Annotated in this window: 15 protein-coding genes and 1 tRNA gene; 8 read left to right on the forward strand and 8 right to left on the reverse strand. The window is 68.0% G+C overall.

Features of this window, described 5'->3' with window-relative positions; translation table 11 throughout:
• The first annotated feature begins 13 nt into the window (after positions 1–13).
• Positions 14–85, forward strand: a tRNA-Arg gene (locus tag ITJ43_RS01200).
• A gap of 77 nt (positions 86–162) precedes the next feature.
• Positions 163–372, forward strand: coding sequence for a methyltransferase (locus ITJ43_RS01205; RefSeq protein ID WP_194581352.1), 210 nt, complete (start codon positions 163–165; stop codon positions 370–372).
• Between the two features lie 20 nt (positions 373–392).
• On the opposite strand, the gene ITJ43_RS01210 is transcribed toward ITJ43_RS01205, so the two are convergent.
• Positions 393–1016, reverse strand: a complete 624-nt coding sequence (locus ITJ43_RS01210; RefSeq protein WP_194581354.1) for a YczE/YyaS/YitT family protein — start codon at positions 1014–1016, stop codon at positions 393–395.
• Positions 1017–1078: 62 nt separating this feature from the next.
• Here ITJ43_RS01210 and ITJ43_RS01215 point away from each other — a divergent pair, with 62 nt between their 5' ends.
• Entirely contained in the window at positions 1079–2494 is a 1416-nt protein-coding gene (locus ITJ43_RS01215; protein WP_194581356.1) for a PLP-dependent aminotransferase family protein, read from the forward strand.
• A 4-nt stretch (positions 2495–2498) separates the two neighbouring features.
• On the opposite strand, the gene ITJ43_RS01220 is transcribed toward ITJ43_RS01215, so the two are convergent.
• Positions 2499–2753, reverse strand: coding sequence for a DNA mismatch repair protein (locus ITJ43_RS01220; protein WP_228495273.1), 255 nt, complete (start codon positions 2751–2753; stop codon positions 2499–2501).
• Between the two features lie 252 nt (positions 2754–3005).
• Between ITJ43_RS01220 and ITJ43_RS01225 the strand changes: the two genes are divergently transcribed.
• From ITJ43_RS01225 to ITJ43_RS01240, 4 genes are all read left to right on the forward strand, one after another.
• Positions 3006–3551 (forward strand): single-stranded DNA-binding protein, encoded by a 546-nt coding sequence (locus ITJ43_RS01225; protein WP_194581358.1) that lies wholly within the window; start codon positions 3006–3008, stop codon positions 3549–3551.
• A gap of 73 nt (positions 3552–3624) precedes the next feature.
• Positions 3625–4116 carry a DUF6993 domain-containing protein gene (locus tag ITJ43_RS01230; protein WP_323741086.1) on the forward strand — a complete coding sequence of 164 codons (492 nt, stop codon included), beginning with the start codon at positions 3625–3627 and terminating at the stop codon, positions 4114–4116.
• A gap of 101 nt (positions 4117–4217) precedes the next feature.
• Positions 4218–5897, forward strand: a complete 1680-nt coding sequence (ettA, locus tag ITJ43_RS01235) for an energy-dependent translational throttle protein EttA (RefSeq protein ID WP_194581360.1) — start codon at positions 4218–4220, stop codon at positions 5895–5897.
• Entirely contained in the window at positions 5890–6363 is a 474-nt protein-coding gene (locus ITJ43_RS01240) for a thioesterase family protein (protein ID WP_323741087.1), read from the forward strand. Before ettA ends, ITJ43_RS01240 begins: the two co-directional genes overlap by 8 nt.
• 40 nt (positions 6364–6403) lie before the next feature.
• On the opposite strand, the gene ITJ43_RS01245 is transcribed toward ITJ43_RS01240, so the two are convergent.
• Complete coding sequence (locus ITJ43_RS01245) at positions 6404–7273, reverse strand: acyl-CoA thioesterase (RefSeq protein WP_194582402.1); 870 nt, start codon at positions 7271–7273, stop codon at positions 6404–6406.
• A gap of 58 nt (positions 7274–7331) precedes the next feature.
• Here ITJ43_RS01245 and ITJ43_RS01250 point away from each other — a divergent pair, with 58 nt between their 5' ends.
• The gene (locus tag ITJ43_RS01250; RefSeq protein ID WP_194581364.1) at positions 7332–8000 is read left to right on the forward strand and encodes a hypothetical protein; all 669 of its coding nucleotides are present in this window, start codon (positions 7332–7334) and stop codon (positions 7998–8000) included.
• Between the two features lie 29 nt (positions 8001–8029).
• Here the strand turns inward: ITJ43_RS01250 and ITJ43_RS01255 are convergent, their stop codons facing one another.
• From ITJ43_RS01255 to ITJ43_RS15245, 5 genes are read right to left on the reverse strand one after another with little or no spacing between them, the layout of a single operon-like run.
• Entirely contained in the window at positions 8030–9697 is a 1668-nt protein-coding gene (locus tag ITJ43_RS01255) for an FAD-binding dehydrogenase (protein WP_194581366.1), read from the reverse strand.
• Positions 9698–9739: 42 nt separating this feature from the next.
• Positions 9740–10207: a globin gene (locus tag ITJ43_RS01260; protein WP_194582404.1), complete on the reverse strand. Its 468-nt coding sequence runs from the start codon at positions 10205–10207 to the stop codon at positions 9740–9742.
• Between the two features lie 8 nt (positions 10208–10215).
• Positions 10216–11358 carry a mechanosensitive ion channel family protein gene (locus tag ITJ43_RS01265; protein ID WP_228495274.1) on the reverse strand — a complete coding sequence of 381 codons (1143 nt, stop codon included), beginning with the start codon at positions 11356–11358 and terminating at the stop codon, positions 10216–10218.
• A gap of 10 nt (positions 11359–11368) precedes the next feature.
• A complete protein-coding gene (locus ITJ43_RS01270) occupies positions 11369–12082 on the reverse strand; it encodes a response regulator (protein WP_194581368.1) in 714 nt (237 codons plus the stop codon).
• Entirely contained in the window at positions 12079–13329 is a 1251-nt protein-coding gene (locus ITJ43_RS15245; protein WP_194581370.1) for a sensor histidine kinase, read from the reverse strand. Before ITJ43_RS15245 ends, ITJ43_RS01270 begins: the two co-directional genes overlap by 4 nt.

The following is a 13329-nucleotide window of genomic DNA, read 5'->3' on the forward strand; positions in this document are numbered from 1 at the left end:
CGCTGGGTGTCGCGCCTCCGTAGCTCAGTGGAAGAGCGACGGCCTTCTAATCCGTTGGTCGCAGGTTCGAATCCTGCCGGGGGCACTCCGATCCCGTCCGCGCATCCCCTCGCGCGATCGCGCCGTGCGGCGTAGCGTCGTCGACGACGAGAGGAATCAATGATGACCACCACATCGTCCACGATCTGGGTCGCGTACGGCGCCGAAGGCAACGTCGTCGGCACGGTTCGAAAGACCGAGGAAGGCTATACGTCGACCGTCGCGGGTGCCGACGCGAGTATCGGAACGTATCCGAATATGGATATCGCCAAGAACGCACTGCACGCACATCTCGCGCCCGGGTCGGAGTGGCCACGGTTCCGCGAGCACTGAGCGCGGGTGCGGCGCGGCGGCTATGCCGTGGCGCCGGTGAGCGACGACACCGGTCGAGACGCTGAACGACGCGCGGAACGATCGAGCAGCGGCAGCGCGAGGTGCACGAGCGGTCCGATCCCCGCGGCGAAGATCACCGTACCGATGCCGACGGTGCCGCCGAGAAGCCAGCCCGCCAACAGGACAGAGGCCTCGACGCCGAGTCGACATGCCCAGATGGGCCATCCGAACCGCGCATTCATGCCCGTCATCAGTCCGTCTCGCGGCCCGGCCCCGAGATGTGCGCCGATGTAGATCCCGGATGCCAGTGCCACCAACACCATGCCCGCGATGAAGACCGCGAGCTGAAGGCCGAACCCGGACACAGCCGGCACGACGCCGATGGTGACCTGCATGCTCGTTCCGACGAGCAGGATGTTGGCGATCGTGCCGATGCCCGGGCGCTGTCGAAGCGGAAGCCAGAGCAGGAGAACGAGGAGGCCCACCACGTTCGTGACCCACCCGATTCCGACGCCGGTCTGAACGGACAATCCCTGCGCGAACACCGTCCACGGGTCCGCGCCGATGTCGGCGCGAACCATGATTCCGCAGCCAGCTCCATACAGAACGAGCCCGATCAACAGCCGGATGACGCGAATACTCATGCAGACATTTCATCGCACAATTGGCTATTGCCACCCAGACCAATCTCGATAAGGTGGCTGGTGTGGACTCACGCATCACGGCTCGAACCCTCGTCGGTGCGCTCGGCGGCTGGCGCACCCGGGATCCTGCCTACGAGGCCCTGGCCGACGGCATCCGAATCCTCTGTCTAGACAACCGGATCGCGGCCCACACCGCGCTTCCCGCTGAGAGAGAGCTTGCCTCGGCGTTGCGGGTGAGCCGCACGACTGTCGGTGCGGCGTATCAGAGCCTGCGTGACAGTGGTCACATCGCGAGCCTGCGTGGGTCGGGCAGCGTCACCCTTCCGCGGCCACGTCGTGATCTCGGCCGCGTCGCAGCCCACGATGGCGCCATCGATCTGCAGCAGGCGAGCCCCGCGGCGTGGCCAGGCCTCGCGGGCATCATCAGTGAGGTCGCGACCGACGCGGCGAGCATTGTGGCCCGTGCGGGCTACGACGTGCGGGGGGCGCCGGCACTGCGGGAGGCGATCGCCCAGCGCTATCGAGACCTCGGCATCTCCACCACCGCAGAGCAGATCGTCGTCACGACCGGTGCGCAGTCCGCGATCCATCTTCTGGCGACGATTCTCGTCAAGCGGGGAGATCGCGCCCTCATCGAAACACCGACATACCCCCACGCTGCGCAAGCTCTGCGTGCCGCCGGGGCACGACTGGTCGCGGTGCCCGTCACCACGCACGCCGGTTGGGATCTCGACCGAGCGACGCAGGCGTTTGCCCGCGCCCGCCCCGGGCTCGCGTATGTGATGCCACGATTTCAGAATCCCACGGGTCGGTCGATGACCGGTGCGGATGAGGTCGTCATCGCCCGTGCCGCGCACGATGCGGGAACGGTGCTCGTCGTCGACGAGACCACGGCGGATCTCGCCATCGACGCTTCGCCCGGCCCGCCCGCCTTCGCACACGACGATGTCATTCGTGTCGGCTCACTCGGCAAGACAGTATGGGGTGGACTGCGCGTGGGGTGGATCCGCGCTGACGAGGACATCATCCAGCAGATCGTCGCCGCCCGCCCGCCCCGGGAACTGGGCACGCCGGAGTTCGAGCAGGCCGTCGCGACACGTCTCGTGCCGCTGCTGCCCGAAATTCTTCTCCAGCGCGCCGATCTGCTCCGCGCGGGACGGGATGCCGTGAAGGACGCGATCGCCGCGGCGCTTCCCGATTGGCGTGTGCCCGACGTCGAGGGCGGCGTTGCCCTCTGGGTCGAACTGGACGCCCCGTTGAGTACGGGGCTGGTTCTCGCCGCACGCGCGCGGGGCGTGTACCTGTCGTCCGGATCACGTTTCGGCGTGGACACTCCCCATGATCGACACCTCCGCATCCCGTTCACTGCTCCTTCCGAGGAGTTGCATCGCGCGGTCACCGTCTTGGCGGGGACGTGGCCCACCGTCCGGTCGGCGGCTCCGGTACACGGTGGTGACCTGCTGGACGCCATCGTCTGAGGCTTCAGCGCAGATAGACGAGGCAGTCCACCGCTTCACGCGCTGTCCAGAAGCTGCCGAGTGGACGCAGCTGAGCCCGCACGAGATCGAAGCGCTCGGCATGGAAGCGAAGCCCTTCGCTGCAGTGTTCCCAGCGTAGATGGCCGATCACCCGCCCGCGGCGATCGATCACGCGCCATCGCTGCCGCGAGATCGGACGGAAGACGAAGCCCCGCACGACGGGAGCAACGGGAGCAACCGGAGTCGTCATGCTCACCATCACCACCTCCTCAGTACTCGATTGACTCGAACATAGCTTCGACCTCCGACAGGCGTCGCTTCGACCACATCGTGCGGGCCGCGCGTCGTCTCCTCCCCAGAGCCCATCGGGCCGCGGCTGTCCACCGAAGCGGAACCGGTTGATCCGCCGACCACGCCCAGGCGTCAGGCTCGGGGTGCTGCGGCGCTCGTGGGGCACTCGAGCGCCGCAGCGGGCTCGGACGGTCCGGGCGACATCACAGAGGAGACGATCATGAGCGATCGCATCACCGTCATCGGCAACGTGGCCTCGGCACCGGAACGGCGCGAGCTTCCCGGCGGCATCCCCGCCATCAGCTTCCGCCTTGCCAGCAGCGAACGACGCTTGGAGAACGGGCAGTGGGTCGATTCACACACCAACTGGTACTGGGTTTCCGCCTACCGCAAGCTCGCGGAGCACGCACTCGACTCGATCGAGAAAGGACAACGGGTCGTCGTGACCGGGCGCTTCCGGGTGAAGCAATGGGAGTCGGGAGGAAAAAGCGGATCTTCGGCTGAGATCGACGCCGAAGGCCTCGGGCATGATCTGATGTTCGGGACGACGACCTTCCACAAGGTCGGCGCATCGAATGGCCAGGGCGCCGCACCCGAGGCGGCGACGGATTCGAGCGGGTGGGCGACTCCCGGCATACGCGACAAGGGGCCGGACCTCGCGCGCGCGGGTGGCACCGGAACCTCCCCAGATGCGTCGAGTGCGGAGCCAGCGCTGGTGGGCGCCGGCGGGTGGACGGCGGACACCGACGATCCGACACCCTTCTGACGAGACGGCACGGTGGGGGAGTCCGCGCCAAGGTCGTGCGACCGCGGCACGATACCCCGCCTAGACTCGGATCGTGCGCCGAGACGATCACCGCCTGCTTCCCGGCCTGGCCGCCGTGGGTATCGGTCTTACTCTGGCACTGGCCGGATGTGCGCCGAGCACGCCCTCGCCGTCTCCAACGGTGTCGGTATCGAGCTCGCCGACTGCAACTGCCACGCCGACTCCCACCGGTCCCGCACTGGTCGTCGCCGGCTCCGCGACGCAGAACCTTCCGTTCTTCACCCAGGTCGTGTCGCAAGTCGCGGCGGGTCCCGCGGCTGCCCAGGGGCGCGCCTACATCGACGCGCTCACGGCGGCAGGCTTCGACAAGTCGGCCATGCAGGTCACCAACGACCAGACCACCGTCGGCAACCAGGCCGATTCGATCCAGTTCTCCGTGGAGTGGAAGGGCGAGTGCCTGGTTGGACAGGTCGGACCTTCGGTGCCGGGACCGCAGACGCGTGTTCTGCCCTTGACGCCCGAAGGTACCTGCCTCGTGGGCCAGACGCGGCAGATCGACTGGTAGCGCTGCACGCGTCCGCGGAGATCGTCTACCGACGCAGAAGCGACCTCGAGCACCTCGTCCGGACCGACGCCGACGGTCGGTCCGCGTAGACTTGGTACGTTATGGCCGAATATATCTACTCCATGGTCCGTGCCCGCAAAGCGGTGGGCGAGAAGCTGATCCTCGACGACGTCACGATGGCATTTTTGCCGGGCGCGAAGATCGGCATGGTCGGCCCAAATGGCGCCGGTAAGTCGACGATCCTGAAGATCATGGCCGGCCTGGACGTCCCGTCCAACGGTGAGGCGAAGCTGAGCCCCGGTTTCAGCGTCGGCATCCTGATGCAGGAGCCCGAGCTCGACGAGACGAAGACCGTTCTCGAGAACATCCAGGACGGCGTCGCGATCAAGGCCAAGGTCGACCGCTTCAACGAAATCTCGGCTCTCATGGCCGACCCCGATGCGGACTTCGACACCCTCCTCGCCGAGATGGGAGTCCTCCAGGAGGAGATCGACGCGGCCGACGGATGGGACCTCGATTCGCAGCTCGAGCAGGCGATGGACGCCCTACGCACCCCGCCCGGCGATGAGCCGGTCACCAAGCTGTCCGGTGGTGAGCGCCGCCGCGTGGCCCTTGCGAAGCTTCTTCTGCAAAAGCCTGACCTGCTTCTGCTCGACGAACCGACCAACCACCTCGACGCCGAGAGCGTTCTGTGGCTCGAGCAGCACCTGCAGGCTTACAAGGGCGCTGTCATCGCCATTACCCACGACCGGTACTTCCTCGACAATGTCGCGGAGTGGATCGCCGAAGTGGACCGCGGCCGTCTCATCGGGTACGAAGGCAACTACTCCACCTATCTCGAGAAGAAGGCGGAGCGACTCGACGTCCAGGGCAAGAAGGACGCGAAGCTCGCGAAGCGCCTCAAGGAGGAGCTCGACTGGGTTCGCTCGTCCGCCAAGGGCCGTCAGACGAAGTCGAAGGCTCGTCTGGCTCGCTACGAGGAGATGGCTGCCGAGGCCGAGCGCACGCGCAAGCTCGACTTCGAGGAGATCCAGATTCCCGCGGGTCCGCGACTGGGTAGCGTCGTCATCGAAGCGAAGAAGCTGCAGAAGGGTTTCGGCGACCGTTCTCTGATCAACGGTCTGAGTTTCAGCCTGCCGCCGAACGGCATCGTCGGCGTCATCGGTCCCAACGGCGTCGGAAAGACGACGCTGTTCAAGACGATCGTCGGCCTCGAGCCCCTCGACGGTGGCGATCTGAAGGTCGGCGAGACGGTGAAGATCAGCTACGTCGATCAGAGTCGCGCCAACATCGACGCCAACAAGACGCTGTGGGAGGTCGTGTCTGACGGACTCGACATCATCACGGTCGGCAAGACCGAGATCCCGTCCCGCGCCTACGTGTCGAAGTTCGGTTTCAAGGGCCCCGACCAACAGAAGAAGGCGGGCGTGCTCTCCGGTGGTGAGCGCAACCGCCTCAACCTCGCGCTCACGCTCAAGGAGGGTGGCAACCTGCTGCTGCTCGACGAGCCGACGAACGACCTCGACGTCGAGACGCTGAGCTCGCTCGAGAACGCACTACTCGAGTTCCCCGGCTGCGCCGTCGTGATCACACACGACCGGTGGTTCCTCGACCGCATCGCGACCCACATCCTCGCGTACGAAGGCACCGACGATCAGCCCGACCAGTGGTACTGGTTCGAGGGCAACTTCGAGGCGTACGAGGCGAACAAGATCGAGCGTCTCGGCCCGGATGCGGCCAATCCGCACCGCTCGACGCACCGCAAGCTCACCCGTGACTGAGCGCATCCACGTCCCCATCCACCTGCGGTGGGGTGACCTCGACGCCTTCAACCACGTCAACAACGCGACGATGCTGAAGCTGCTGGAGGAGGCGCGTGTGCGCGTCTTCTGGACGCCGGTCGTCGGCGAAGAGGCGCCCGACACCGCGGTGATCGATGCGGGCGTGGATGCCGGCGTGCTCACACTCATCGCGCGTCAGGAGATCGAGTACCTCGCCCCGGTTCCCTACCGTCGCGAACCGCTGGATGTGCAGATGTGGTTCGGCAAACTCGGGGGATCAAGTATCGAAGTCTGCTACGAGGTCTACAGCCCGCGCACCGACACCGACACCACGCTGTACGCCCGTGCATCGTCGTCGGTCGTGCTCGTCGACGCGCAGAGCTTCCGGCCCGTGCGCCTCACCGAAGCCATGCGCGATGCCTGGACTCCCTACCTCGGCGAGCCGGTGGCGTTCCGGCGTCACTGAGCCGCCGGGGGTCACCGCTCCGCGGCGTCGCCGGGCAATCTCACTGCTCGGGAACCCGCACCATGATCTCTTGCCCGACGGAGGCGACGAGCTCGCCGCCGCGGGTGAAGATGCGCCCCGACGACAGTCCCCGCCCGGCGCGAGCGCTGGGGGAGTTCTGCACGTACAGCAGCCACTCGTCCACCCGAGCCGGCCGGTGCCACCACATGGCGTGATCGAGGCTGGCGACCTTCAGGCCCGGGTAGGACCACGCGATTCCGTGCGCGCGCAGCACGGATTCCTGGATAGTGAGATCGCTCATGTACGCGAGCGCCGCGCGGTGCAGCGCCGGGTCGTCCCCCAGCGAGCCTTTCGTCCGCATCCACACATTCTGCTGCGCGACATGAGCACCGGGGACGTGATCGTAGATGGCGCCCTCCGCGTGCACGACCTCGATCGGGCTGCTCGAGAGCACGCGTTGGGACAGCGGATGCAAGCTCACGGACTCGGCACGATGCAGTGCGTCCTCGGGGCTCAGGATGCCCTCCGGGATCCCGCTCTGATGATCGAGCCCCGGATCCTCCCGCTCGAACGACGCGATCATCGAGAAGATCGGAACGCCGTCCTGGAACGCCTGGGTGCGCCGCGTCGAGAACGATCGCCCGTCGTGGATGCGATCCACCGAGAGCGTCACGGGACGATTCGCATCGCCCGCGCGCAGGAAGTAGCCGTGCATCGAATGCGGCACGCGGTCGTCGTCGGTCGTACGGTCGGCGGCGATGATCGCCTGAGCGAGAACCTGTCCGCCGAAGATGCGGCCGGTCGGCATGGGGTGCGATCGCCCGGTGAAGATGTCCTCTGTCGTCCGGGCGCCACTCGACGTGAGATCGAGCACCGCGCGCAGCGGAGTGAGCGGATCGTCGCCGCTCATCGTGGTCGACACATGCACTCCATCCGTCCCCGCGTTGGTCCTTGATAGTTTAGGTCGGATGTCCGCGCAGCTTCTCTTCCCCGATCCTCTCGCCGCCGCCGATGTGCTCGTTTTCGCTCAACGCGCCGCGCGCCTCGGAGATGGCGAGGTCCGGCTGCGTGCGCACGGTGGCACGCTGGCGCTGACCGCCGCCACGCTCGCCCCGCAGACCCTGATGGAGGCGACACCTACCGTGCTGGGAATGCGGTTCGTGAAAGTCGACCCCGAGCTGGAGTGCGACCTCGTCGTCGACGCTTCCTCGCTCGTGGCGTCCGCCGACCCGCGCGCGATCACCCTTCCCGAGACCGCCGTCACCGCCGCGTGGGCGGGCATCTCGCCGCCGCGTGGCGCGTGGGAACCCGTCGGTGTCATCGACGCTTCCACACTCGCGGCTCGCGCGCAGCGGGGAATCTCCGCCGTCGCGGAAGCGGTGCCGGATGCGGCGGGCGAGGATGTGGTCCGTCTGGTGCGCTCCCAGGTATGGGGGCGCACCGACGACGAACTCTCCGATCTGCCGCGCGGGGTGGCGTTCGCCGCCTTCGCGCTGGGCTTCATCGCCGGAGAGGAGACCGCGACGGTGCATCGCAGTGGCGCCTGGACGCGGGTGAGCCTGCGGCGCGGCCACGTCCTGACCCGCACGAGCGTCCGTTCCGGCCTGACCGAGGTGCGCGCGACCGGCGCCGCCTGAACCTCAGCGCACCGGCACCTGAGTGGATATCACACGGCCTCGGCGGCCGCTCGTCCCGCAAGGCGACCCGAGAACAGGCATCCACCGACGAACGTGCCTTCCAGTGCGCGGTAGCCGTGCACACCGCCCCCGCCGAACCCGGCCGCCTCTCCCGCGGCATACAGGCCGGCGACAGGTTCTCCGTCGTCACCGAGGGCGCGTCCCGACAGATCCGTCTCGATGCCGCCGAGCGACTTGCGCGTGAGCACGTGCAGCTTGACCGCGATGAGCGGGCCGTTGGCCGGGTCCAGGATGCGGTGGGGCCGCGCCGTGCGGATGAGCTTGTCGCCCCGATAGGAACGTGCCGCGCGGAGCATGGCGATCTGCGCATCTTTCGTGAAGTCGTTGTCGATCTCGCGGTCGCGCGCCTCGATCTCGCGGCGAACGGTGTCTGCATCGAGCGACTCGCCGCCCGGAAGCGCGCGCATGCCCGCTATCAACTCGTCGATGGTGCGCCGCACGACGAAATCGGCGCCCTGATCCATGAAGGCTTGCACGGGACCGGCGGCGCCCTTGCCCAGACGTGAGCGGACGAGCAGCGGCACGTTCTGATCGGTGAGGTCGGGGTTCTGCTCGCTGCCCGAGAGCGTGAACTCCTTCTCGATGATCTTCTGCGACAGCACGAACCACGAATGGTCGTGTCCGGTGCGACGCAGGTGAGCGAGTGTGCCGAGTGTGTCGTAGCCGGGGTACAGCGGTACCGGCAGGCGCGCGCCCGTGGCGTCGAGCCACACCGAGGAGGGGCCGGGCAGAATCCGGATGCCGTGGTTCGGCCAGATCGGCGACCAGTTCTGGATGCCCTCCACGTAGTGCCACATCCGGTCGCCGTTGATGAGTCGTGCCCCTGCGGCGGACGCGACGGGCTGCATCGAGCCGTCGACGTACGCAGGCACTCCGGTGATCATCTGGGCCGGTGCGGTGCCGAGCCGCGCCGGCCACTGCGCCCGCACGAGCTCGTGGTTGCCGCCGATGCCGCCGGAAGCCACGATCGTCGCACCCGCCGCCACCTCGAACGAGCCGACGACCTCACGAGAACTCTCCGCTCCCTGAGGCGCGTCGGAGGGGGCGAGGATGTCGCCCCGGGCACCGGTGACAGCGGCTCCTGCGGTTGTCAGCGCCGTCACCCGGTGACGATCGAGCACGGTCAGCCGACCTGCGGCTTCGGCCTGCTCGACGGCGAGCCGGAAGGGCGCGACCAGTCCCGGACCCGTACCCCACGTGATGTGGAAGCGCGGCACGGAGTTGCCCGGGCCCGTGGCGTTGTAGCCGCCACGCTCCGCCCAGCCGACGACGGGAAAGAAGCCGACCCCCTTCTGCCGCAGCCACGACCGCTTCTCGCCGCTGGCGAACTGCAGGTAGGCCTCCGCCCAGCGTCGAGGCCAGTAGTCCTCGTCGCGGTCGAACTGGGCTGTGGCGAACCAGTCCTGGCGGGCGAGGTCGAAGGAGTCCCGGATGCCCATGCGTCGCTGCTCGGGGGAGTCGACGAAGAAGAGGCCACCGAACGACCAGAACGCCTGTCCGCCCAGGTTGACTCGCGGCTCCTGATCGATGATCGCAACGCGTTTACCCGCGGCCGCCGCCTCCGCGGCCGCGACCAGGCCGGACAGTCCCCAGCCGATGACGAGCACATCCACCGAGTGCGTCTTCGTGGTGGTCATCGTCGACTCCTTCGTCGAGGGCGCATGCGAAAGGTGCGCGGGTCAGCCGCCGGAGGATGCCGAGGCATCCGTGGCGGGCAGGGGATGGATCGGGAGGGTTCCGGCATCGTGCGGCCGGTCCGGACCGATGCCGGTCGGTTCGAATGTGTTCACCATCGCATGAGCGGCGCGCTGGAGGTAGTCCCACAGCGTCGCTTCATGCAGCGGCGAGAGGTCGAGCTCGTCGACGGCGGTGCGCATGTGCGCCAACCAGCGGTCACGCGCGTCGGGGTTGACGTGGAACGGAATGTGCCGCTGGCGCAGCCGCGGGTGGCCGCGGCGTTCGCTGTACGTGGCCGGCCCACCCCAGTACTGCTCGAGGAACAGGGTGAGCCGCTCGGCGGCCGGACCGAGGTCGGCCTCGGGGTACATGGGACGGAGCACATCGTCCTCGGCGACGCCCCGGTAGAAGGCATCGACGAGCCGCACGAAGGTCGCGTGTCCGCCGATCTGGTCGTAGAAGCTGAGCATCTCGTCGCTCACGCGCCGTCATCCTCCTTCGCCGCTCCCGGGCCTGCGGTGTCGGCGTTGGGTGAGGTCTTCTCCGCGCTCGGCGTCGGGGCTGCGGGGGCCTTCGTGCCCCCGCGCTTCGGCTTCCACACACCTTTCCCGTCGGCCGAGGCGATGGGCGTGGGCCGGGTGCGCGGAGGGTTCGCTCCCCGCACGCGCTGCGCGCCCTCCAGTCCGGCGAGCATCACGGTGTTCATCGACGGCAACGTGACGCCGAGCTCATCCATCGCCCGCTTCAGACGCATGCGCAGCTCACGGGCGACGTCATCCTTCGCGTTGGCGCGCGTCTTGATCACGAGCCGGATCACCAGCGCATCACCCGTGATCGACTCCAGCCCCCACACTTCGGGCTGCTCGATGATGCGGGTGCGCCACTTCGGGTCTTTCACGAGCGACTTGGCCGTGGCGAGCATCGCCTTCTCGACCTGATCGATATCCACGTCGACCGGAAGGGCGAGGTCGATGATGACACGCGACCACCCCTGCGACATGTTGCCGATACGGGTGATCTCGCCGTTGCGGACGTACCAGAGCGTGCCGTTCACATCACGTACGTGCGTGATGCGCACGCTCACGTACTCCACGATGCCGGTCGCCAGGCCGAGGTCGACGACGTCTCCGATACCGACCTGGTCTTCGGCCACGATGAAGATGCCGTTGAGCACGTCTTTGACGATGTTCTGAGCGCCGAAACCGAGGCCGGCACCGATCGCGGCCGACAGAAGCGCGAAGGATCCGAGGGCACTCGGGGCCAGGATGTTGAAGACGAGCAGGATCGCGATGGTCACGATCGCGACGTTCACGATGTTCTGCAGAATCGACCCCAGCGTGCGCGTGCGCTGGACGAGCCGCATAGCGGCCAGGGGGGATCTCTCGAGCGCCTGCGTGTCGTCCACGTTGGCCTTGCTCTTGGCGCCCGAGACGATGCGATTGACGACGCGCCGGATCACGAGGCGCAGCACCCACGACGCGAAGAACGCACCGATCACGATGCCCGCCACCGTCAGCAGGTTGACTCCGGTTTCGCCGAGCCAGCGCACGACGTTATCCCAGATCGTGGGGTCGATGACCGGCGCGGTGGTGTCGCCGCCGGAGTCAGAGAAGTACCGCATCGGTTCGATCCTAACGAGCCGGACTCTGTCCGTTCTGTGAGCGCGGCTCGCCGTCGACGGCAAGGCCTCCGCGATGGGCGAGGATGACGGCGTGAATGCGGTCGCGCGCCGCCAGCTTCGAGAGCACACGGCCCACGTGCGTCTTCACCGTGGTCTCGCCGAGGTAGAGCTCCGTCGCGATCTCCGCGTTGCTGAGGCCGCGGGCGATCGCCTGAAACACCTCGCGCTCACGCTGTGTCAGGGCCGCCACCCGTTCTGCGATGTCCACCCCGTCAGCTCCGGCAGCGTTGCCTGCCGACGTCAGACGTCGGCGGAGGACCTCCCGCGTCACGCGCGGCGACAACACGGCATCGCCGCCCGCGACCGCACGGATGGCGGCGACGAGTCCGGCCCGGTCGATGTCTTTGAGCAGGAAGCCGCTGGCGCCGGCATCCAACGCGCCGAAGGCGTACTCGTCGAGGTCGAAGGTCGTGAGCACCAGCACCCGCGTCTGCGGGCACTCCGCCACGACGCGCGCGGTCGCCGCGACGCCGTTCATGCGCGGCATCCGGATGTCCATCAGCACCACGTCGGGTCGTTCCGCAGCGCACACGGTAATCGTCTCCTCGCCGTCGGCGGCTTCGCCCACGACACGGATGTCGGGCTCCGCTTCGAGCACGAGAGTGAAGCCCAGGCGGATCAGAGGCTGGTCATCGGCGATGACCACGCGGATGGGAGCAGTCATGACGTTGTCCGATCGGTCATCGAAGAGCTCGGAACACGCAGTCGCACCCGCCAGCTACCGTCGCCGACGGGGCCCGCCTCGGCGACGCCGCCCACTCTCGCGGCGCGCTCATGGAGCCCGCGGATGCCGTAACCGGTACCGGAGGCAGGCCGCGTCACGCCGTCGTTGACAATCTGCACCGTGACACCATCGACCGTCGTCGCGACCGAGACCACGACCTCATGAGCGGTGGGCGCGTGACGGATGACGTTGGTCAACCCCTCCTGCACGACACGGGCGACGGCGAGGCGGACGTGGAGGTCGTCGATCTCACCGCCGGTCGTTCGGAGTACCACGGGGATGCCCGCGCTGCGCGCGGTCGCGACGGCGGCGCGCACGGTATCGCCGTCGAGCGGAGCGAGGGGTGCGTCGCCGTCAGCCTGTTCGTCGCGGAGCACACCCAGCATGGCTCGCATCTCGTCGAGTGCGGCGCGGGCGGTGGTCGAGATCTGCTGGGTCGCCGCTCGACCACGGGCGACGTCCGACGTGGCGGTGGCTCCCTCCGACAGGGCGACGATGACGGTGAGGGAGTGCGAAACCACGTCGTGCATCTCGCGCGCGATCCGCGCGCGTTCTGTGGTGGCCGCGAGGCGCGCGTGCTGTTCCCGCTCGGCCCACAACTGCCGAGAGGTGTCCATCAGCGCCGAAAGGTAGCGGGCGCGGTTTCCGACGTTCACGCCGACGAGCGTGCCGATCAGCACAGACACGACGAGCGCCGCGCAGCCGTTGAGCGCCGGTGACCACGACAGGAGGCCGCCGAGGACGGCCACCGCAGATCCCAGCAGGGCGACGCCGGTAACTCCGGCGGCGGCGAGCCACGCGTCCGACGAGCCGGCGTAGACCGCCACCGCGTACACGGCGACCGCGACCGTCGCACTGCCCACGCCCGATCCTGACGGAAGCGCGAGCACCGCGCCTGTCCCGGCCAGGGCGAAGACGAGCAACGGCAGCCGTCGACGCCAGACGAGTGCGATGCAGGCCAGCGCCAGCGCGACGACCGCGCTGGGCCGCGTCAGGTCCCACAGCGCACCGGTGGCAGCGTCGCTGCGGCTCGGTGCAGGGAAGGTGACGAGAGCGGTCAGCAGTGCGACGAGGACGTCCGCGACGCGAGGATGCCGAGCCCAGAACCGCCGGATCACGCCCGGCGGACGCGGGAGCCGCAGCTCGCTCGATGAGACATCGAGCGAGCTGCGGCTCCCGTCGGTCAC

The sequence above is a fragment of the Microbacterium sp. VKM Ac-2870 genome, from assembly GCF_015350795.1.
Lineage (GTDB): Bacteria > Actinomycetota > Actinomycetes > Actinomycetales > Microbacteriaceae > Microbacterium.

Coding starts and splice junctions, on each gene's coding strand:
- ITJ43_RS01225 (WP_194581358.1), top strand. CDS start 3,006: ATGAGCGATCGCATCACCGTCATCGGCAACGTGGCCTCGGCACCGGAA.
- ITJ43_RS01250 (WP_194581364.1), top strand. CDS start 7,332: ATGTCCGCGCAGCTTCTCTTCCCCGATCCTCTCGCCGCCGCCGATGTG.
- ITJ43_RS01270 (WP_194581368.1), bottom strand. CDS start 12,082: ATGACTGCTCCCATCCGCGTGGTCATCGCCGATGACCAGCCTCTGATC.
- ITJ43_RS01245 (WP_194582402.1), bottom strand. CDS start 7,273: ATGAGCGGCGACGATCCGCTCACTCCGCTGCGCGCGGTGCTCGATCTC.
- ITJ43_RS01220 (WP_228495273.1), bottom strand. CDS start 2,753: ATGGTGAGCATGACGACTCCGGTTGCTCCCGTTGCTCCCGTCGTGCGG.
- ettA (WP_194581360.1), top strand. CDS start 4,218: ATGGCCGAATATATCTACTCCATGGTCCGTGCCCGCAAAGCGGTGGGC.
- ITJ43_RS01210 (WP_194581354.1), bottom strand. CDS start 1,016: ATGAGTATTCGCGTCATCCGGCTGTTGATCGGGCTCGTTCTGTATGGA.
- ITJ43_RS01205 (WP_194581352.1), top strand. CDS start 163: ATGACCACCACATCGTCCACGATCTGGGTCGCGTACGGCGCCGAAGGC.
- ITJ43_RS01260 (WP_194582404.1), bottom strand. CDS start 10,207: ATGCTCAGCTTCTACGACCAGATCGGCGGACACGCGACCTTCGTGCGG.
- ITJ43_RS01265 (WP_228495274.1), bottom strand. CDS start 11,358: ATGCGGTACTTCTCTGACTCCGGCGGCGACACCACCGCGCCGGTCATC.
- ITJ43_RS01255 (WP_194581366.1), bottom strand. CDS start 9,697: ATGACCACCACGAAGACGCACTCGGTGGATGTGCTCGTCATCGGCTGG.